The organism is Dechloromonas sp. ZS-1, from assembly GCF_039649255.1.
In the GTDB taxonomy this organism is placed as follows: domain Bacteria; phylum Pseudomonadota; class Gammaproteobacteria; order Burkholderiales; family Rhodocyclaceae; genus Azonexus.
The window spans coordinates 14,215-34,691 of the sequence record NZ_JBDIYD010000001.1; the positions used below are offsets into that span (position 1 = coordinate 14,215).

18 protein-coding genes and 1 pseudogene are annotated in these 20,477 nt (G+C 63.2%); 5 read left to right on the plus strand and 14 right to left on the minus strand.

Features of this window, described 5'->3' with window-relative positions; genetic code table 11:
- Nucleotides 1-3: 3 nt before the first annotated feature.
- Together glmS and AACO21_RS00080 are read left to right on the plus strand one after the other, a co-directional pair.
- Nucleotides 4-1,827, plus strand: a complete 1,824-nt coding sequence (gene glmS / locus AACO21_RS00075; protein ID WP_346190433.1) for a glutamine--fructose-6-phosphate transaminase (isomerizing) — start codon at nucleotides 4-6, stop codon at nucleotides 1,825-1,827.
- Nucleotides 1,828-2,658: a symmetrical bis(5'-nucleosyl)-tetraphosphatase gene (locus AACO21_RS00080; protein ID WP_346190434.1), complete on the plus strand. Its 831-nt coding sequence runs from the start codon at nucleotides 1,828-1,830 to the stop codon at nucleotides 2,656-2,658.
- A gap of 190 nt (nucleotides 2,659-2,848) precedes the next feature.
- On the opposite strand, the pseudogene AACO21_RS00085 reads toward AACO21_RS00080, so the two are convergent.
- The 9 genes and pseudogenes from AACO21_RS00085 to AACO21_RS00125 all read right to left on the minus strand — a co-directional run.
- A pseudogene (locus tag AACO21_RS00085) lies at nucleotides 2,849-3,469 on the minus strand (lysophospholipid acyltransferase family protein); the annotation flags it as partial.
- Nucleotides 3,370-4,131 (minus strand): GNAT family N-acyltransferase, encoded by a 762-nt coding sequence (locus tag AACO21_RS00090; RefSeq protein ID WP_346190435.1) that lies wholly within the window; start codon nucleotides 4,129-4,131, stop codon nucleotides 3,370-3,372. The pseudogene AACO21_RS00085 and the gene AACO21_RS00090, both read right to left, overlap by 100 nt.
- 84 nt (nucleotides 4,132-4,215) lie before the next feature.
- A complete protein-coding gene (locus tag AACO21_RS00095; RefSeq protein ID WP_346190436.1) occupies nucleotides 4,216-5,148 on the minus strand; it encodes a carbohydrate kinase family protein in 933 nt (310 codons plus the stop codon).
- A gap of 9 nt (nucleotides 5,149-5,157) precedes the next feature.
- Entirely contained in the window at nucleotides 5,158-6,339 is a 1,182-nt protein-coding gene (locus AACO21_RS00100; RefSeq protein ID WP_346190437.1) for a DUF3426 domain-containing protein, read from the minus strand.
- Nucleotides 6,315-7,205: a 50S ribosomal protein L11 methyltransferase gene (gene prmA / locus AACO21_RS00105; RefSeq protein ID WP_346190438.1), complete on the minus strand. Its 891-nt coding sequence runs from the start codon at nucleotides 7,203-7,205 to the stop codon at nucleotides 6,315-6,317. The genes AACO21_RS00100 and prmA overlap by 25 nt, the downstream gene beginning before the upstream one ends.
- 1 nt (nucleotide 7,206) lies before the next feature.
- Nucleotides 7,207-8,565: an acetyl-CoA carboxylase biotin carboxylase subunit gene (gene accC, locus AACO21_RS00110; protein WP_346190439.1), complete on the minus strand. Its 1,359-nt coding sequence runs from the start codon at nucleotides 8,563-8,565 to the stop codon at nucleotides 7,207-7,209.
- 10 nt (nucleotides 8,566-8,575) lie between these two features.
- Nucleotides 8,576-9,034, minus strand: coding sequence for an acetyl-CoA carboxylase biotin carboxyl carrier protein (gene accB / locus AACO21_RS00115; protein WP_346190440.1), 459 nt, complete (start codon nucleotides 9,032-9,034; stop codon nucleotides 8,576-8,578).
- 56 nt (nucleotides 9,035-9,090) lie between these two features.
- Complete coding sequence (aroQ, locus tag AACO21_RS00120; protein ID WP_346190441.1) at nucleotides 9,091-9,570, minus strand: type II 3-dehydroquinate dehydratase; 480 nt, start codon at nucleotides 9,568-9,570, stop codon at nucleotides 9,091-9,093.
- Between the two features lie 40 nt (nucleotides 9,571-9,610).
- Complete coding sequence (locus AACO21_RS00125) at nucleotides 9,611-10,201, minus strand: hypothetical protein (RefSeq protein ID WP_346190442.1); 591 nt, start codon at nucleotides 10,199-10,201, stop codon at nucleotides 9,611-9,613.
- Nucleotides 10,202-10,251: 50 nt separating this feature from the next.
- Between AACO21_RS00125 and mpl the strand changes: the two genes are divergently transcribed.
- On the plus strand, nucleotides 10,252-11,604 hold the full coding sequence (mpl, locus tag AACO21_RS00130; protein ID WP_346190443.1) for a UDP-N-acetylmuramate:L-alanyl-gamma-D-glutamyl-meso-diaminopimelate ligase: 1,353 nt from the start codon (nucleotides 10,252-10,254) through the stop codon (nucleotides 11,602-11,604).
- An 89-nt stretch (nucleotides 11,605-11,693) separates the two neighbouring features.
- Here mpl and AACO21_RS00135 read toward each other — a convergent pair whose 3' ends face one another.
- The 5 genes from AACO21_RS00135 to nikR all read right to left on the minus strand — a co-directional run bounded on the left by AACO21_RS00135 (nucleotide 11,694) and on the right by nikR (nucleotide 18,998).
- Nucleotides 11,694-13,970, minus strand: a complete 2,277-nt coding sequence (locus AACO21_RS00135) for an NADP-dependent malic enzyme (RefSeq protein ID WP_346190444.1) — start codon at nucleotides 13,968-13,970, stop codon at nucleotides 11,694-11,696.
- Between the two features lie 186 nt (nucleotides 13,971-14,156).
- A complete protein-coding gene (locus AACO21_RS00140; protein ID WP_346190445.1) occupies nucleotides 14,157-16,178 on the minus strand; it encodes a TonB-dependent receptor in 2,022 nt (673 codons plus the stop codon).
- Nucleotides 16,179-16,274: 96 nt separating this feature from the next.
- Nucleotides 16,275-17,084 carry a nickel transporter gene (locus AACO21_RS00145; RefSeq protein ID WP_346190446.1) on the minus strand — a complete coding sequence of 270 codons (810 nt, stop codon included), beginning with the start codon at nucleotides 17,082-17,084 and terminating at the stop codon, nucleotides 16,275-16,277.
- Between the two features lie 116 nt (nucleotides 17,085-17,200).
- A complete protein-coding gene (locus AACO21_RS00150; protein ID WP_346190447.1) occupies nucleotides 17,201-18,559 on the minus strand; it encodes an ATP-binding protein in 1,359 nt (452 codons plus the stop codon).
- Nucleotides 18,534-18,998, minus strand: coding sequence for a nickel-responsive transcriptional regulator NikR (nikR, locus tag AACO21_RS00155; protein WP_346190448.1), 465 nt, complete (start codon nucleotides 18,996-18,998; stop codon nucleotides 18,534-18,536). The genes AACO21_RS00150 and nikR overlap by 26 nt, the downstream gene beginning before the upstream one ends.
- An 81-nt stretch (nucleotides 18,999-19,079) precedes the next feature.
- On the opposite strand from nikR, the gene AACO21_RS00160 reads away from it, so the two are divergent.
- Both AACO21_RS00160 and AACO21_RS00165 read left to right on the plus strand, forming a co-directional pair.
- A complete protein-coding gene (locus tag AACO21_RS00160) occupies nucleotides 19,080-19,394 on the plus strand; it encodes a metal-sulfur cluster assembly factor (protein WP_346190449.1) in 315 nt (104 codons plus the stop codon).
- A complete protein-coding gene (locus AACO21_RS00165; RefSeq protein ID WP_346190450.1) occupies nucleotides 19,391-20,467 on the plus strand; it encodes a hypothetical protein in 1,077 nt (358 codons plus the stop codon). The genes AACO21_RS00160 and AACO21_RS00165 overlap by 4 nt, the downstream gene beginning before the upstream one ends.
- The last annotated feature ends 10 nt before the right edge of the window (nucleotides 20,468-20,477 follow it).

Here is a 20,477-nt window from a genome sequence, read left to right on the forward strand (position 1 = left end):
CCCATGTGCGGCATCGTTGCAGCAGCAGCCAACACCAACATCGTCCCGGTCCTGGTTGAGGGCCTGAAGAAGCTCGAATACCGCGGCTACGACTCGGCCGGGATTGCCGTCATTGGCAGCAGCCAGATCGAGCGCGTGCGTTCGGTCGGTCGCGTGGCCGAACTGGAAACGGCCTCCGCCAGCACCCAGTCGCCGACCGGCATTGCCCACACGCGCTGGGCGACGCATGGCGTGCCCTGCGAGCGCAATGCCCACCCGCACATCTCCGGCAGCATCGCCGTCGTGCACAACGGCATCATCGAGAACTACGAAGCCCTGCGCGCCGAACTAAGCGCCCAAGGCTACGTGTTTACCTCGGACACCGACACCGAAAGCATCGCCCACCTCGTTGAATCGCTGCTGCGCAACGAACCGGACCTCTTTACCGCCGTCCGCCTGGCTTGCCGGCGCCTGATCGGCGCCTACGCCATCGCCGTCATCGACCAGCGCCAGCCGGGCAAGATCGTGGTCGCCCGCGAAGGCTCGCCGCTCCTGCTCGGCGTCTCCGAGACCGGCAACTATGCGGCCTCGGATGCCTCCGCCCTGCTCCAGGTCACGCGCAACATGGTTTATCTGGAAAATGGCGATCTGGCGGAGTTGACCGTCGGCGGCGTGCGCATCACCCGCCTGGACGGCACGCCGGTCGAACGCCCGGTGCATGTCTCGCAACTCTCCGCCGCGGCGGTCGAGCTGGGCAATTACAGCCATTACATGCAGAAGGAAATCTTCGAGCAGCCGGAAGCCCTGGCCAACACGCTCGAAATGATCGGTGGCAGCAAGAGCATTCAGCCCGGCATGTTCGGCGCCGAAGCCGGCGAGATGCTCGCCGATATCGACCAGATCCTGATTCTTGCGTGCGGTACCAGCGCCCACTCCGGGCAGACGGCCCGCTACTGGCTGGAAAGCATCGCCGGCGTGCCCTGCAATGTCGAAATCGCCTCCGAATACCGTTACCGCACCTCGGTCGCCAATCCGCGCCAGCTGGTCGTGGCCATTTCGCAATCGGGCGAAACCGCCGACACCCTGGCCGCCCTGCGCCATGCCAAGTCGCTCGGCCAGACCCGCACGCTGGCCCTGTGCAACGTGCCGGAATCGGCCATCGTCCGCGAATCCGCCCTGCGCTTCATCACACGTGCCGGTCCGGAAATCGGCGTGGCCTCAACCAAGGCCTTCACCACCCAGCTGGCTGCCCTCTTTCTGCTCACGCTCGCCGTGGCCAAGGCCAAGCAGCGCCTGAACGCCGAACAGGAAGCCACCTTCATCGAACAGCTGCGCCACCTGCCGGTTGCGGTCAACAAGGTGCTCGACCTCGAAAATGACATCCGTGACTGGGCTCAGCGCTTTGCCGACAAGCATCACGCCCTCTTCCTCGGACGCGGCCGTCATTATCCGATCGCCCTCGAAGGCGCGCTGAAGCTGAAGGAAATCTCCTACATTCATGCCGAAGCCTATCCGGCCGGCGAGTTGAAGCATGGGCCGCTGGCCCTGGTCGACGCCAAAATGCCGGTCATTTCGGTCGCCCCGAACGACGAGCTGCTGGAAAAGCTGAAATCCAACCTGCAGGAAGTGCGTGCCCGGGGCGGCGAGCTCTATGTCTTTGCCGATGGCGATTCCGAGATCACCGAATCCGACGGCATCCATGTCCTGCGCCTGCCGGAACACTACGGCCAGCTCTCGCCCATCCTGCACGTCATTCCGCTGCAACTGCTCTCCTACCATGTCGCCCTGGTCAAGGGGACCGATGTGGACAAGCCGCGCAATCTGGCCAAATCCGTCACGGTAGAGTAAGTGGCCACTTACGCGATAGGCGACATTCAGGGGTGCTTTGACTCGCTCGAGCGCCTGCTGACAACCTGTACCTTCAATCCGGCGCAGGATCGCCTCTGGCTGGTCGGCGATCTGGTCAACCGGGGCCCCAAATCACTCGACACCCTGCGCTTCATTCGAAGCCTGGGCGCGGCGGCCGTCACCGTACTTGGCAATCATGACCTGTATCTGCTGATGGTGGCGGAAGGCGGGGCCAAATTTCGGGGCAAGGACGACACCCTGCAAGCCATCCTCGATGCACCGGATTGCGCCGAACTCCTCGACTGGCTCCGCCAGCAGCCGCTGTGCTATACGGAAGGCCCGTACTGCATGGTGCATGCCGGTTTGTTGCCGCAATGGACGGCCGCGCAGGCACGCACCCTCTCCAGGGAGGTCGAAGCCGCCCTGCAAGGACCGGACTACCGCGAATTCCTGCGCAATCTGTGGGGCAGCGAGCCGGCGGGCTGGTCTGATGACCTGAGCGGCTGGGCACGCCTGCGCGTGATCGTCAACGCCATGACCCGGATGCGCTTCTGTACGCCGGAAGGCGTCATGGAATTTCACACGAAGGGCGAAACCACGAACCCGCCTGCCGGACATCTGCCCTGGTTTGAGGTCCCCTGCCGGGCACATGCCGAGAGCGTGCTGGTCACCGGGCACTGGTCTGCCCTGGGGCTGAAGATCACACCGACGCTGTTGGCCCTGGACTCGGGGTGTCTGTGGGGCGGCCAGCTGACGGCAGTGCGCCTGGAAGACCGTCGGGTGTTTCAGGTGGATTGTTCTCCCGGGGAAGCCCAGCCCCTGCTGCGATAGCCTCGCGCGCCGCCGCCGCCACCTGCTTGCGGTCTTCACCCGCCAAACCCAACGCGGGCGCCACCACCAAACGGGCACGCAAACGCGGGCGCAGCAAAATGGCCGCAGTACATGCACCGAGCGAAATATCGCCATCATATCGGGGGGCCAGCGAGCGTTGACCGTCGGCCTCCCAGTAAGACAGCGCGACCGGCGAAACAGGTCGCCCGGCCGCCAGGGCAGGTTGAATCAGCGCCGCGTGAAAGTGCAACAGGGCACATCCATCCGTGGTCGTACCTTCCGGAAAGACCGCGACCAGCTTGCCCTGCCCCAAAATACGCGCCACTTCCTCGTTGATCAGCTTGGCATGTCCGCGCGAACCCCGACGCAAAAATACCGTATCGTTGCGAGCCGCCAGCCAGCCGATCACCGGCCAGTGCCGCACTTCCTCCTTGGCAACGAAGGCCGAGGGCAAGGCCGCATTGATGACGAAGATGTCGATCCAGGAAACGTGATTGGCAACCAGCAAGGCGCCCGGAATGGCAGCCTGCAGATCGGCATCCAGTTCAACGGCCAGCGCATCCAGCACGGCCGCTGACCAGGTCTGCTTCAACGCCAGGCGCTTCCGATCCGGGCACCAGGGAAAAACCAGCAAAGCAACGATGGCACCGCAGACAATCAGCAGTGCCAGTCGAAAGATGCGCCAGCAGCGAATCAGTAAAGGCGTCGTATTCAGTCGTTCTGTCCCAGGTAGTGCTTGGCGTAGCGATTGGCCACCTTGGCCATCGGCATCAGAATAGGCAAATCCGCCGTGTTGAAATCGGGATCCCACGCCGGCTCACCGCAAATCCAGGCCCCTGCACGCAGATAGCCCTTGATCAAGGGCGGCACTTCGGCCGGACGATCCTGCTGCAAAGCGGCCAACGGCAACGGACAGCGCGGGAAAACGCGGTACTCCTGCGGACCCAGATGATCCACGGCGAGGCGATTATACAGGCTGGCTGCGGCATGCCCGCCGTCGGCCATGCTGATCGAGGCGCAGCCCATCAGATAGTCGTAGCCACGCTCCACCATGTACTGGGCGAGACCCGACCAGAGCAGGGTGATCGTCGCTCCGGTACGATATTCCGGATGCACGCAGGAGCGTCCGATCTCAACCAGACGCGGGCGCAGATGATGCAAACGGGTCAGGTCAAATTCGTTTTCCGAGTAATAGCCGACCTGCCGGGCATTCTCCGGCGAGAGGATGCGGTAGGTCCCCACCACTTCACCGCTCTCGCGATCACGGACGATCAGGTGTTCGCAATAGGGATCGTAGATATCGTGGTCAACACCGGGCGTACGGGTCGGCAGATTGGCGCCCATTTCACCGGCAAAGACACGGTAGCGCAGGCGCTGCGCATCAAGAATTTCGGTTTGGCTGCGCGCCAGCAGGACATCGAGGCTGCGCTTTGCCGGACGTTGCGCGCCGGCTTTGGTCTGGATATTTTCCATGCTTTTCTCCGTTTTTGTATGGAGAGAAGCATGGAAGACGCATGTTACAGGCCAATTGCCCGAACATGACAGTGCGGTTTCGGCTTACCAGGGACGGCTGCCAAAGGCCTGTTCAAAGCGGGCGGCGATCTCGTCGCGCGTCGGCTGGTGATTCTGACCGCCGCGATGGGCAATCTTGATGGCCCCCATGACGGCTGCCAGACGACCGGTTTTTTCCCAGTCATAGCCTTGCGCAATCCCGTAAAGAAGACCAGAGCGATAGGCGTCGCCGCAGCCGGTCGGATCGAGGATCTGATCCGCCTGGACGCACGGGATTTCGATACGACGCCCGTCGACATAGATGTCCGAGCCTTCGCCGCCGCGCGTCACGATCAGCGCCTTCAACTGGCTGGCCAGTTGTTCCAGGCTGCGCCCGGTACGGTCACAGGCCAGTTTGGCTTCGTAGTCGTTGAAACAGGCGTAATCCGCCAGGCCGATGAAATCCATCAGGTCGTCGCCGCTGAACATCGGCAGGCCCTGGCCCGGATCGAAAATGAACGGCACACCGGCAGCAGCAAAGTCGCGCGCATGCTGCAGCATGCCATCGCGTCCATCCGGCGCCACGATGCCCAGCGTCGGCTTGGCGGCTTCGACCTTGTTCAGATGCGAGAACGCCATCGCCCCCGGGTGGAAGGCGGTGATCTGGTTGTCGTCGAGGTCCGTCGTGATGAAAGCCTGGGCGGTGAAGCTACCGGGAATCTGGCGAACATGACGACGATCCAGGCCCAGCGCGTCCAGACGGGCGAGATAAGGCTGCGCATCGTCGCCCACCGTGGCCATGATGGTCGGCGAACCGCCCAGCAGCATCAGGTTGTAGGCAATATTGCCGGCACAACCACCGAACTCGCGGCGCATTTCCGGGACCAGGAAGGCCACATTCAGGATATGGATCTGCTCCGGCAGGATGTGATGCTTGAAACGGTCCGGAAAGACCATGATGTTGTCGAAGGCCAGCGAGCCGCAAATCAGTGTCGTCATGGAAAAAACTCAGGGATAAAAGACATAAAGGCGATACCCGGCCGCACCCAGCCCCTGGGCTTCCAGCCAGAGACGGATACCGAGTTCGCCATTGGCCGGGAAGGCAGTCGCATCGGTGCCGGGCGGCAGGTAATCGATGGGATTGAGCAAACGGCGCGAGACCACGCGGTCATTCACATCGGTCAAGGTCAGTTCGAGCACCGGCCAATCCTGCGCAAAGGCCGCCCGGTTGTGCAAAGCGGCCTGCAGGACAAACAAGCCCCGCGCATTGTCGGCCTGAAGATCCGAGGTCTCGATACTCACGGACTCGGACAGGCGGGAAAGGGGAACCGGAATCGAAAGTGCAGCGTACAGATCCGAAAGCGCCGGGAACTTGCGGCTTAATTCGGTCCGGTAGTGATAGCCCAGTTGCGCCATCAACATCAGCACGAGGCTGATCAAGACCAGCACATACGGCCACATGGGACGTTCATGCTGCTCCGCCGCGAAACCCGACAATCCGCTTTCGGCCAATGTTCCGGCAGCCCAGCGGTTATAGGCCTGGGTATCGATCAACTCCCGTGCGGCCACCAAGCCTGCCTCACGGGCAGCCTGCGTGGAAGCGGCCACCGATTCCGCATCCACATCATCTGCAGCCTCCGCGCCCGGCTCGACGGCTTCTTCAATGGACGAGACCATCGGCGCCGGCACGTGATCGCGCGCGTCCCGCTGGACAGCTGCCGCGGATGCATCGCCCATGAAGGGCACGAAATCGGACGCTGCGGCCCGCGTCGGTGCAACCGAGTCATCGTGCGGCGACTCGGCCGGCGTGCGCGCCACCACTGCGTCCTCCCCGGGCAGAACGGATTCTGGCGCCACGAGCACGTCGACCGTCGGCGACTCGGGTGCGGGTGCGGGTGCGGGTGCGGGTGCGGGTGCGGGTGCGGGTGCGGGTGCGGGTGCGGGTGCGGGTGCGGGTGCGGCAGGATCGTGTGTCGCCGGCTCGGGCTGCGCAAGTGAATCCGCCGGAAGAGGCAGATCCGCAACGGGATCGGCATCCGGGACCAACTGGTCAAAAGCGTTGAAAACGTGCTGGCAATGGCCGCAACGGACCTTGCCCGCCTTCAAGCGAAGCTGCTCGGAGGTGACACGGAAAACCGTGTCACACGCCGGGCAGCGGGTTCGCATCAGGGTTTGACCCCGGCCAGACATACCCAGTCCTCACGCGTATCGGCCACCTGCATCGGCAGCCATTGGGCGTAGATACCGATGATTTCCTCTGCCTGCTCGCGCAGGATGCCGGACAGCGCCAGACGGCCGCCGGAGCGGACATGGGCACAAATGGCCGGCGCCAGGACGCGCAGGGGATTGGAAAGGATATTCGCCACGACAAGATCATACTCGCCGGCGACCGGTTCTGCCGAATCGGCAAAGGTCGCAACGACCGCGTTGCGTTCGGCATTGGCGCGCGCGGCGTCCACGGCCTGCGGGTCGATATCGACCCCGGCCACATGGCTGGCACCCAGTTTGGCCGCTGCCATGGCGAGAATACCGGAGCCACAGCCATAGTCGAGCATGCGCTCGCCGCCCTTGACCTCGCGCTCCAGCCATTCGAGACAAAGACGGGTGGTCGGGTGGGAGCCCGTCCCAAACGCCATACCCGGATCAAGAATCAGGCTGATCGCGGACGGATCGGGCAGCTCATGCCAGGACGGCACAATCCACAAGCGTTCGGAAATACGGATCGGGTCGAACTGCGACTGGGTCAGCTGCACCCAGTTCTGTTCTTCGATGCGCTCGACGGTCCACTCGGGCAAGGCTGTGAGGCCGACTTCTGCGACGGCGGCGCCGATCAGTGCGGCAACATCATCGTCAGGCTGGAGCAATACCACGACGCGCGAATGCGCCCACCCCGGCGTCGTCACCGAGCCCGGCTCGCCGAATTGCGGCTGCTCATCCGGCGTGCCGGCATCGGCATCCTCGATGGAAGCGGACAAAGCGCCCGCCTCGATCAGGGCATCACAGATCGGCTCCGCCGAAGCGGCGTCGGTCAGGAAACTGACACTTTGCCAGGCCATCTTATTTGTTCAACTCGTTGCGCTGGGCCAGCTTGTGCTCCAGATAGTGAATACTGGTGCCGCCTTCCATGAAGCGGGCGTCCTGCATCAACTCCTGGTGCAGCGCGATATTCGTCTTGATGCCCTGAACGCTCATTTCGGACAAGGCAATGCGCATGCGGCGCATGGCTTGCTCGCGGGTATCGCCATACGCGATGACCTTGGCAACCATGGAGTCGTAATGCGGCGGAACGGTGTAGCCCTGATAAATGTGCGAATCGACACGGATCCCGGGGCCGCCCGGCGGATGATAGAACTCGATCTTGCCGGGAGAGGGCACGAACGTGAAGGGATCTTCGGCGTTGATGCGGCATTCGATGGCGTGGCCACGGAATTCGATATCACGTTGCTTGTAGCGCAGCTTCTCGCCGAAGGCGACGCGAATCTGTTCCTGGACGATATCGACGCCGGTAATGGCCTCGGTCACCGGATGCTCGACCTGGACGCGGGTATTCATCTCGATGAAGTAGAACTCACCGTTTTCGTACAGGAATTCAAAGGTCCCGGCACCACGGTAGCCGATCTTGCGGCAGGCATCAGCACAACGTTCGCCAATGCGGCTGATCAGACGGGCCGGGATATGCGGCGCCGGCGCTTCTTCGATCACTTTCTGGTGACGACGCTGCATGGAGCAGTCACGCTCGCCCAGATAAATCGCATTCTTGTGCTCGTCGGCCAGCACCTGGATTTCCACGTGGCGCGGGTTTTCCAGGAATTTTTCCATGTAGACCGTCGGATTGCCGAAAGCCGTCTGTGCTTCCTGCTTGGTCATCTGCACGGCATTGACCAGCGCAGCTTCCGTATGCACGACACGCATGCCGCGCCCGCCACCGCCACCAGCCGCCTTGATGATCACCGGATAGCCGATTTCGCGGGCAATACGCACCACTTCCTTGGCATCGTCCGGCAGCGCACCTTCAGAGCCCGGCACACAGGGCACACCGGCCGCCTTCATGGCGTCCTTGGCCGAGACCTTGTCGCCCATCAGGCGGATGGTTTCAGCACGCGGGCCGATGAAAACAAAGCCGGAAGACTCGACACGCTCGGCAAAGTCCGCATTTTCGGAGAGAAAGCCGTAACCCGGGTGAATAGCCTGAGCGTCGGTGACTTCTGCTGCGGCGATGATGGCCGGGATATTCAGATAGCTGAGAGCAGAGGCCGCCGGGCCGATACAGACAGACTCATCGGCCAGCTTGACGTACTTGGCATCGCGGTCTGCCTCGGAGTGCACGACCACGGTCTTGATGCCCAGCTCGCGGCAAGCACGCTGCACACGCAGCGCGATCTCGCCCCGGTTGGCAATAAGGATTTTTTCAAACATGGCAGGACGCTCAGCCGATGACGAAGAGCGGCTCACCGAATTCGACCGGCTCGCCGTTTTCGAGCAGGATGGCCTTGACCACGCCGTCGGCATCCGCCTCGATTTCGTTGAGGAGCTTCATGGCCTCGACGATGCACAGGGTATCGCCCTTCTTGACGGCGGAACCGATCTGAACGAACGGGTCGCCACCCGGCGAGGAAGCACGGTAGAAGGTACCGACCATCGGCGACTTGACGACATGGCCTTCCGGCAGATCGTCTTCATCATCCAGATTCACGGAGGAAGCAACCGGCGCAGCACCACCCTGCATCGGCATGGCAGCCGGCATGGCGTAGTGCATCGGGGCGGCAGCGACACCGCCGAAATGCTTGGCGATACGCACTTTTTCTTCACCTTCGGTGACTTCCAGTTCGGAAATACCGGATTCCTGAACGAGGTCGATCAGTTTTTTGAGTTTACGCAGATCCATGAGAACTCCCTTCCTGTTTGCGGCAGATCGCCGCCAGAAGCCGACTGATGTCGGTTTTAGTCAATGTTAAGCTGGTTGAGCAGGTACTCGAGGGCAAGCAGGTAGCCCCGATGACCCAGGCCACAGATCACACCGATGGCCAGGTCCGAGAAATAAGAGTGATGCCGGAACGGTTCACGGGCATGCACGTTGGAGAGATGCACTTCGACAAACGGGATGGCCACACCGGCCAGCGCGTCGCGCAAGGCTACGCTGGTATGGGTATAAGCCGCCGGATTGATGACGATCGCCTGCACGCCCTCTTCGCGGGCGGCATGGATACGTTCGATCAGGGCGCCTTCGTGGTTGCTCTGGAAACATTCCAGATCCACGCCGGCGGCCTCCGCCATCCTGGACAGCGACAGGTTGATGTCGGCCAGGGTGACGCGACCGTAATGATCGGGTTCACGCGTGCCAAGCAGGTTCAGGTTCGGGCCATGGATCACCAGGATCCGGGCCTTATCGACCGGCTTGGAAGCATTTTTTTGCTTCTTCATAGCAGCAAGTTTGCCGTAATTCGCAGCAATTTGTCCAGCCTTAGGCCGAAAGTAAGGCACGCAAGGCGTCGGCGCGGATGCGTTCACGCGGGCGTCCATCGCGGTATTTCAAGGCCACCCGCTCCTGACTCGGCGCCATGATCACCAGATTGGCATCTGCCGTGTCGGTCTCCATGACCAGCACCGCTTCCACCCGCTCGTTCTTCGGGTCGGCATGTTCGACGTCGATGCCGCGATTGAGCAGGTAAATCTCCACTTCTTTCGCACTATCGGGAAACAACAGGATATCGATCCGCGAATGCTCGCCCGCCGTCCCTTCCAGGACAGAGCCGGTCAGATAGGGATGGAAGGGCGCCAGCAAATCCAGCAGATCCAGCGCCGTCGAGCGCAAGGCAAGGAGCAGTTCGGCGTGCTCTTCGCCCTGATAGAGACTGCGATAGGCACGCAATTCGGCCTCGACTTCGGCGTTATCGGGGAAAGCGGTGTGTTCGGGCAAACCCAGCTGGCGGGCGGCCTTGCGTTTGGCCAGGTGATAATCGGTGATACCGTCTTCCGCCATCAGGCGGGCAGCGGCACTGGCGATGCTGGCCCGGACACCGTGTTCCGGGCGGGATCGTTCATGGCGGGGCATGTGGCCTCGATCAGGGTAGAATCGCCCCCATTCTAACGGGTCTATGTGACATGCACATTCATATTCTCGGCATCTGCGGCACCTTCATGGGCGGCGTCGCCCAGCTCGCCGTTGCCGCTGGCCACAAAGTGACCGGCTGCGACGCCAATGTTTATCCGCCGATGAGCGACCAGCTGCGCGGCGCCGGCATCGAACTGATCGAGGGCTTCGACACCGCCCAGCTCAGCCAGAATCCCGATCTGTTCGTGATCGGCAATGCCATCTCACGCGGCAATCCGCTGCTGGAGGCCATTCTTGATCAGGGCCTGCCTTATATGTCCGGCCCGCAATGGCTGGCCGAGCACGTTCTTCAGGGACGCTGGGTACTGGGTGTGGCCGGCACACACGGCAAGACCACCACCAGCTCGATGCTGGCGTGGATTCTTGAAGACGCCAACATGGCGCCCGGTTTCCTGATTGGCGGCGTACCAATGAATTTCGGCGTCTCGGCCCGCCTGGGCGACACGCCATTCTTCGTCATTGAGGCGGATGAGTACGACACGGCCTTCTGCGACAAACGTTCCAAGTTCGTCCATTACCGCCCGCGCACCGTGGTCCTGAACAACCTTGAATTCGACCACGCTGACATCTTCGCCGATCTGGGTGCCATCGAGACGCAATTCCACCACCTGGTGCGCACCCTGCCCAGCAGCGGCCTGATCGTCAGCAACGCCGCCGAAGCCAGCCTCGAACGCGTATTGACCCGTGGCAGCTGGACGCCGGTCGAGCGCTTCAATGCGGAAGGGGGTTACCGCTGCACAGGCGATGACGCCGACGGTCAACTCATCCTGCATGGCCAGAATGGTGAAATCGGTCGCACCATCTGGGCGCTGACCGGCGACCATAATCGCGCCAACGCCTGCGCTGCGCTGCTTGCCGCCCGCCACGTCGGCGTGCCGTTCGACAAAGGCCTGGAAGCCCTCTCCCGCTTTGTGAACGTCAAGCGCCGCATGGAGGTACGTGGCGTCGTGCGTGACATCACGGTCTATGACGACTTCGCCCACCACCCGACCGCAATCGCGACCACCGTTGCCGGTCTGCGGCGAAAAGTCGGCAACGCCCGCATTCTTGCTGTCTTCGAGCCGCGATCGAACACCATGAAACTGGGCACGATGAAATCCCAGCTGCCCGCCAGCCTGCGCGAAGTCGACCTCGCGTTCTGTTACGGCGCCAACCTGGGCTGGGATGCGGCCGAGGCACTGACGCCCATGGGGGAACGTGCTGTGGTTGAAAATGACCTCCCCACCCTGGTCGACCGTATCCGCCAAACGGCTCAGCCCGGCGACCATATCTTGGTCATGAGCAACGGCGGTTTCGGCGGCATTCACGGCAAATTGCTGGCCGCCTTGGCCGAGCCGGCTTGAGCGGCAGGCACGCAAGGTAACAACAGCACCCAAAAGAAAAGGCCGCTTGCCCGAAGGCAGCGGCCTTTTTCATGCGATAGCCGGGCGGCTTAGCGTTCCATCGCTTCAACCACAGCCAGCGCCGTCATGTTGACGATACGACGCACGGTGGCGGTCGAGGTCAGCACATGCACCGGACGGTCGGCACCGAGCAGGATGGGGCCGATGGTGACGCCTTCGCCGCCGGTCATCTTGAGCAGGTTGTAGCTGATGTTCGCAGCGTCGATGTTCGGCATGACCAGCAGGTTGGCCTCGCCCTTGAGCGGCGAGTCCGGATTGGCTTCGCGACGGATGACTTCGTTCAGCGCGGCATCGCCGTGCATTTCGCCATCGACTTCCAGTTCGCCGGAAGACATCGCGGAAACCAGGCCCGCCGCCACGCCCATCTTGCGGGACGATTCGGTGGAGCCGGAACCGAAATTGGAGTGCGAGAGCAGCGCCACCTTCGGCTGGGAGCCGAAGCGCTTGACCTGTTCTGCCGCCAGCAGGGTCATCTCGGCGATTTCCTGGGCATTCGGGTTTTCGTTCACGTGCGTGTCACAGATGAACAGGGAGCGGCCCGGCAGCATCAGGTAGTTCATCGCCGCCAGGGTGTTGACGCCCTGACGCTTGCCGATGATTTCACGCACCACGCCCAGGTGATGGCTGAACTGACCGGTCATGCCGCAGATCAGGCCATCGGCGTAGCCGAGCTTCAAGAGCATGGCACCGATCACGGTGGGCTTGCGGCGCAGGGCTTCCTTGGCGATGGCCGGGGTCACGCCACGGCGCACCATCAGCTTGTGGTATTCGGTCCAGCATTCGCGATAGCGCTCGTCGAAATCCGGATTGACGATATCGAAGTCGACACCCGGCTTGATGCGCAGGCTGGCCTTTTCCAGACGATGCTGGATGACTTCCGGACGACCGATCAGGATCGGACGGGCGAACTTCTCTTCGATCACCACCTGGGCAGCACGCAGCACGCGTTCGTCTTCGCCCTCGGCGTAGATGACGCGCTTGCCCTGGGCCTGACGGGCGGCCTGGAAGATGGCGCGCATGCCGACACCGGTGTGATAGACGAATTCGGACAGCTTGGCGCGGTAGGCATCCCAATCGGTGATCGGACGCGTGGCAACGCCGGAATCGATGGCCGCCTGGGCCACGGCCGGGGCGATCTTGACGATCAGGCGCGGATCGAAGGGCTTCGGAATCAGGTATTCCGGACCGAAGGTCAGGTCATGACCCGGATAGGCCATGGCCACTTCGTCGGTCACTTCGGCCTCGGCCAGCTCGGCGATGGCACGCACGGAAGCCATCTTCATTTCTTCGGTGATGCGCGTTGCACCCACGTCGAGGGCGCCGCGGAAGATGAAGGGGAAGCAGAGGACGTTATTGACCTGGTTCACGTAGTCGGAACGGCCGGTGGCGATGATGGCCTCCGGGCAGACTTCCTTGACCAGCTCCGGCATGATTTCCGGGGTCGGGTTGGCCAGGGCGAAGATCATCGGCTTGGCCGCCATGGTGGTGATCATCTCCTGCTTCACCACGCCGGCGGTGGACAGGCCGAGGAACACGTCGGCACCGATCATGGCATCGGCCAGGGTGCGCTTGTCGGTTTCCTGAGCGTAGCGAGCCTTGGTTTCATCCATGCCGCCCGGGCGACCCACGTAGATCACGCCCTTGGAGTCGCACACGGTGATGTTCTCGCGCTTGACGCCGAGATCGCACCACAGGTTCAGACAGGAGATCGCAGCGGCACCCGCGCCGGAGCAGACCACCTTGATGTCTTCGATCTTCTTGCCGACGACCTTGAGGCCGTTCAGCATGGCGGCGGCGGAAATGATGGCCGTGCCGTGCTGGTCGTCGTGGAAGACGGGGATGTTCATCCGTTCCTTCAGCTTCTGCTCGATGTAGAAGCACTCCGGGGCCTTGATATCTTCGAGGTTGATACCGCCGAGCGTGGGCTCGAGGGCGGCGATCATGTCGATCAGCTTGTCCGGGTCGTTCTCGGCCAGTTCGATGTCGAAGACGTCGATGCCGGCGAATTTCTTGAACAGGCAGCCCTTGCCTTCCATGACCGGCTTGGCGGCCAGCGGGCCGATGTTACCCAGGCCCAGCACGGCGGTCCCGTTGGTGACGACGCCGACCAGGTTGGCGCGCGAGGTGTACAGCGCCGCGGTCGCTTCATCTTCGACGATGGCATCGCAGGCAGCCGCCACACCCGGGGAGTAAGCCAGCGCGAGGTCGCGCTGATTGGTCAGCCCCTTGGTCGGGCGGACGGAAATCTTGCCGGGGGTCGGCCAGCGATGGTATTCGAGTGCGGCGTCGCGCAGATCCTTTTCCACGAAATCTCCTTGCGTTCGGGTATAGGGAAAACCCTGTAGGTTACCCCAAAGGGTAAGCCGAGAGAAGCTGTAATTATGAATTACGGAAGAATTGTACGCAATGATTACAACGCTTGCGTGACACCCCCTGCTTTCAGTATCGAATCAGTGCCTTTGCCACGTCCCCAGAAGGCGCCGATTCGCCCATCAATACTGGTAACGCAGGGTCAGGCGCAGGCTGCGCGGTTCGGCCGGATGAATGTGGCGACCCTCATAGCCGTCCGCCGTCCCGTCGGCACAGCCGCTTGCACTGGCGGCCTCGCCCGGGACGCGGGAGCAGTACCAATACTCGATGTCGTTCAATTTCCGGTCAAACAGGTTGTACACATCGAGCGCTACCTGTGTCCGACGGTCGACCTTGTAGCCGACCCGGAAATTGCTCAGGGCGGAACTCGCCGAACGCACCGAATTGTCCTCCAGCAGCGGGCGCGGGCCGAAGTAGCGGAGGCGGAAGCTACCGAACCAGGGGCCAAGGTTGTCCACGCTCACCCCCAGGTTGGCCGTCGTGGTCACCGCCCCCGGAATGAACGGCCCCGCCGTGTTCTCATCGCGGAAACGTGCTCGTGACCAGGCTAGGTCGGCATCGAGCGCGAGCCAGTCGTTGAAGGTATACAGATTGCTCCATTCCACCCCGCGCCGCAGCGACGGAGGCGAGGCCTCGGTGGTGCCGGCATCGCCCACGAACAACAATTCCGAGGCGGCACTCAGTTGCCAGAGGGCGACGGTCGACTGCCAGCCGGGCAGGATTTCGCTGCGCAGGCCGAGTTCGGCACCACGTGTGCGGACAAGCGGCTTGACCTTGTCGACCGCCTCCCCGCTCACCGGATCGCGCGTGATGGTGGCGCCGCGCGCATCGTTGGAATGGAAACCGTGACCATAGTTGAGATAGAACTCGGTTTTCTGCCACGGCCCGAACACCAGCGAAAACCGGGGGGTGACGATCTGATCGGTCGCCACACCCGCATTGGCCGGATCGCTCGCTTGCACATCGAAGCGGTAGGCATCGGCACGCAGACCGGCGATGCTGCGCAACCACGGCGTCCAGCGCCATTCGTTCTGCGCCCAGAGGCCAATACTGCGCTGCAGGACACGATCCTCGCGGGTCGTGCTGAGCTGGCTCCGGTTCTGCGTCCGATACAGGCCGACCGGGGCCAAGCGGTCCTGGCGCAGTTGCACGCCGACACTGTGGGTCTGGGCAAAACCCGCCCAGCCGGTTTCCAGCGCATGCGACACGCCCAGCCCCGCCGCCTGACGCCGTTCGGCCTGCTTGAACTGGTCACCATGGGTCGTGTCGTTCAGGGCATATTGAAAGTTCGACCAGAGATCCAGGCCGGAACGCAGCCACCACACCGAAGCCTGCGTCTGCGTCGCCGCCCCACGTGTTGCCCAGTTTGCCGACAGGCTGTCGCGCCAGGTCTGGCCGCCGGCGGTCGGATCCAGGCTGTCGTAGCGGCCGAGGCGGCCGGATTCGATCGCGCGCAGCGGCACCTGATCGGTCGACACCCAGTGCCCGCGATAGCGCATTGCCGTTACGGACCAGCCATCGAAACGCGTGCCTTCGCTGTAGCGCAGGACGCCGTTCAGGCGGCGATAGTGCTCGGGCACGGTCCATGGCCCGTCGTTATGAAACGCCTCCAGCGCATACAGCAGGGTACCGCGCGCCAGATCCGGCGAACCGGCGAGCAAGGTGCGTCCATAGCCGTGCTGACCCAGCGTGATCTGCGCCAGATGCCCCGACAGCCGGCGCACATAGTCGATATGGGCCGCCCCGGCCGAGGAAAAATCCCCCTCCTCCGCAAAATACGGGCCCTTGCGGTAATGGATACGGTCGACCAGTTCCGGAATCAGGAAATTGAGGTCGGTATAGCCCTGGCCATGCGCGTGGGTCGGCATGTTGGCCGGCACACCCGCCACCCAGGTGGCGAAATCGGTGCCGTGATCGAGATTGAAGCCGCGCAGGAAATACTGATTGGCCTTCCCGTCGCCAGCGTGCTGGGTCACGATCAGCCCCGGCACCATCTCCAGCACCTCGCCCGGACGCAGGATCGGTACGTTGCTCAGACGCGCCCCCGAGACGGCCCCCTCGCTGCCCGCACTGGCCATGCCCTCCATGTTTTCAACCCGGGCCCGGACTTCGACGGTCGACAGTTCTGCCGCATGCACAGGCACGACACCCGCCAGCACCAGATAAGAACAAATAAATTTTCTTCTTAATTTCATCGCATAAAAAAGCCGGCGAACCGGCTTTCTCTCCCCTGGTAGCAATCAGGCCAGCGCCGGACGACGGGTCAAACGCACCGCCAGAACGAAGCTCAACGCAATGACCCCCACCAGCAGGCCGCCGAACATCAGCTCCTTGCCGTCGCTCCAGGCATCCACGGCGGGCGACAGCAATTTGGCTGCGCCAAACGCCGCCACCAGCAGGCTGACGCCGGAGACCACCAGCCCCATGACGCGCGAGGCCACCAGCGCCACCTGATCGGCACGGGCAATCAGGCGGGCAATCCAGAACCCGTTGATGCCATCGGTCAGCAGCATGCCGGCCATGAACAAGCCGGCCAGCAGCAGGGCGTGTTGCCAGCCGCCAAACTGCGTTGCGGTCAGGGCGAAGAAGGCGGCCTGGGACATCGTGTCGAAGGAGAGCGCAAACAGTGCCCCGACCAGGGCCACCAAGCCCGGATGGGAGACATGCCGCAGGCGTCCGAGCAACCGCCCCTTGAGACCGATCGGCTGGACCAGTTCGTCCGGGCCGGCCTGCAGGACAGCCTGCAAATTGAGTACGCCGAGCGCAAGCAGAAAGGCGATGGAGATGAGGGCACCGGTCATGCCAAACCACTCGGGCACCGCCCATTGGCCGGCCAGGGCAGATACCCCGAGCGCAATCGCGATAACCACGGCACCGTGGCCGAGCGAGAAGAGACTGCCGCAATAACGGGCCAGACGCGGATTCTGGCGCGCATTGAAGCGGGTCAGGCCATCAATCGTGGCCAGGTGGTCGGCATCGAAACCATGCTTCATCCCGAGCACGAAGGTCAGGATGAGCAGGGAGAGCCAGTCGGCAGGCAAGGCGTCCATCACGTCTCCGTATGAATTTTTTGACGATCTTCATACAAAGACTGTGCCAAGCCGATAAGTCATTGTTCGTATTGAACTCCGCTCTGGCCCACGCGCCAGTCAGGCAGACAAAGTGATCAATGACTTTCCACCGGGAGTGTCAGGATGAATTCCGCCCCGCCCACCGCACGGTTGCCCGCCGTCAGGCGGCCACCATGGCGATCGACAATCCCGTAACTGATCGACAGCCCGAGGCCGGTCCCCTGCCCGACCGGCTTGGTGGTAAAGAAGGGCTCGAAGAGACGGCTCAGATTGGCCTCGGCAATACCGGGACCGTTGTCGGCAAAATGCAGCACCACCTGATCGCCCTGCCGCTCGCCGGTGATCCACAACTGCGGTGCAGCCCCCCCTTCCGTCGCATCGCAGGCGTTCTGCACCAGGTTCATGACGACCTGCTGCAACTGCCCCGAGGAGCCCGGGCAGATCAGGTCCGGCGGCACATCGACCTGGACCGTAAAGCGCGCCGAGGCACTCTGCGTCACCCAGCGGACGGCGCGTTCGATCACTTCGTTCAGGGAAACCCGCTCCGGCGTCGCCTTATCCACCGCCGAAAAACGCTTCAAGGCATCCACGATGTCGCGCGTGCGCTCGGCGCCCTCGATCATGCCGTCGATCAGATGCGGCATGTCGCCCAGAATGCGGTCGATGCGCAAACCCTGGCGTAACTCGGCCAGTTCGGCGTCCTCGGCCAGCGGCGAGGCATGCACGGCGCCGATGTAGCGTTCCAGGCGTTCGCCGTAACGTTTGAGCGAGAGCACATTGCCCAGCACAAAGCTGATCGGGTTGTTCAATTCATGCGCCACGCCGGCCACCAGTCGCCCCAGCGAGACCATTTTTTCGGCGTGCAGCAACTGACTCTGCGTCCGCTTCAAATCTTCGTGCGCCTGACGCAGCGCCTGGTAGGCCTTGCGCAGTTCGCCCACCGGACGGCCCGTGACCACCACGCCGACCAGTTTGCCGGTCTGCGACAGGCGGGGCGTGCAGTTCATCGAGACCGGGACGGTCGACCCGTCGCCGGCCCGTAAAAACAGTTCGCAGTCATGCACGCCGTCGCGCCCATAGCGACTGAACAGATCGCGCGCCTTGGCCCGTTCACCATCGTCGGCAAAGAGGTCGAAAATCGGCGTATGCGCGAGGTCCTCGTTGCCCTTGCCGGTGAAATGACGCAAGGCCGGATTGACCTCCTGAATGGTGCCGTTGCGGTCGCAGACAATCAGGATGTCGGACATCGAGGCGAGCACGCTCTCGATGAACTGGTGCGACTCTTCGAGCGCCGCATTTTTTTCCTCGAGGGCGACTTCATACTGAAGCAGGTCGTTATAGACCTCATCCATCTTCTGGATGACCTCGATCCAGGCCTGCTCCCCGCCCGGCGGCAAAGGGGAGCCGGCTTCCGGGGCGGCGTCGGGCTCAGCGGGCGGGACGGTAGTGGACATGTGGCGCTCCCTCGGCATCGTGGGCGTGATGGTGTTCCGCCTCCAGCGCAATCACGTTCAACTGGCCGTGACGCACCCCGCGCTCGGCCATCAGGGCATCGGCAAACTGGCGCACGCGCACCGTCTCGCCCTTCAGGATCACACTTTCCAGGCAATTATCGTGATCCAGATGGCTGTGCAGGGCAGCCACCGTCAGGTCGTGGTGGTCGTGCTGCAAACCGGTCAGGCGCTCCGAGAGTTCGCGCTCGTGATGGTTGTAAACATAGGAGAGGTTGGCCACGCAATGGCCATCCGGCGCGGCGCGCTGACGATCGTCCTCGAGCGCGGTACGAATGAGATCGCGCACGGCTTCCGAGCGGTTGCGGTAGCCGCGCAGGGCAATCAACGCATCGAACTGGCTGGCCAGCGATGCGTCGAGGGAAATGGTAAAGCGCTCCATCGGATTCTCTTGCTCCCTGCTAAAAACCGGATCCGGCGGCGATGTTAGGATGCCGGAGTCGTTATTCTAGCCGCTACCGCCATGCCCGCCCTCCCCGATACTGAACAACTGCGCACTGCCCTGAAGCAGGTGGCCGACCCCGAAATCGGGGCCAACATCGTCGATCTGGGCCTGGTCTACCGCATCGACATCACGCCGGAACGGGTCACGATCGATCTCACCCTCACGTCACCGGCCTGCCCGATGGGCACGCTGATCGTCGAAGATGCCCGCGCCGAAGTGCAGCGCATCCTGCCCGCCGCCACGGTGCTCGACATCAACGTGGTCTGGGAACCGCCCTGGCAGCCGTCGATGATGACCCCGACCTGCCGCGAGCGCCTGGGCTGGTCTGAATGAGTCTGCCTGACCTGCCGCCGCGCGCCCGCCTGCCGCTGCTCCTGCTCGCCATGGCCGGGCTGGTCGGCGGTGTGCTGGCCGGTCTGGCCCGGCTCGGCTGGCCTGTCCCGGCACTTGCCGCGCAGGCGGCCGGTGTCCACGGCGCCCTGATGATCGCAGCCTTTTTCGGCACCGTGATCAGCCTCGAACGGGCCGTCGCCCTCGGGCGCAGCTGGGCCTACGGCGCCCCGCTCGTTGCGGGCTTGAGCGGCATTTTTCTGCTTTTGGGCGGGGCGACCGTCGCCATCGGCCTGAATGCCATGGCGGCCGGCCTGCTGGTGCTGGCCAGCCATGTTGCCCACCAGCGCCAACCGGCCCTGCACGGCAAAATCCTGCTGCTTGGCGCAGCCTGCTGGCTGGCCGGCACGCTGGTCTGGCTCGGCAGTGGCAACCCGGTCACCGCGACGCCCGCCTGGCTGCTTTTCCTGATCCTGACCATTGCCGGCGAGCGCCTGGAACTGACGCGTTTTCTGCCGACCCCAAAAGCGGCCCGCCATGGCTTCGTCGGCATTGTCATCCTGCTCACCGGCAGCAGCCTCATGGCGGCATTCGACGACACCGGGTTGCGCGGCTTCGGCCTGGGCTGTCTGCTGCTTGCCCTCTGGCTGCTCATCTACGACATCGCCCGGCGCAACATCCGCCTGAACGGCCTGCCGCGCTTCGTCGCCGCCTGCCTGCTCGGCGGCTACGGCTGGCTGGCCCTCGGCGGCCTGCTCGGCCTGGCCGGCGCCTTCAGTCCCGGCCATCCCTGGCGCGATGCGGCCCTCCACGCCATCGCCCTCGGCTTTGTCCTGGCCATGGTCTTCGGCCACGCCCCCATCATCGTACCCGCCGTGATGCGCATCCGCATCGCCTACCACCCCGTCCTCTACCTGCCGCTCGCCCTGCTCCACCTTGGCCTGGCACTGCGTGTCGGCGGCGTGCTGCTCGGCAAGCTCCCGGCCCACGCCGGCCTGTTCAATGCACTCACGCTGATCGTCTTTGTAGTGACCCTGCTGTCGCGGATTGAACGGGGACGATCAATCCACGCTTAGACCGGCGTGA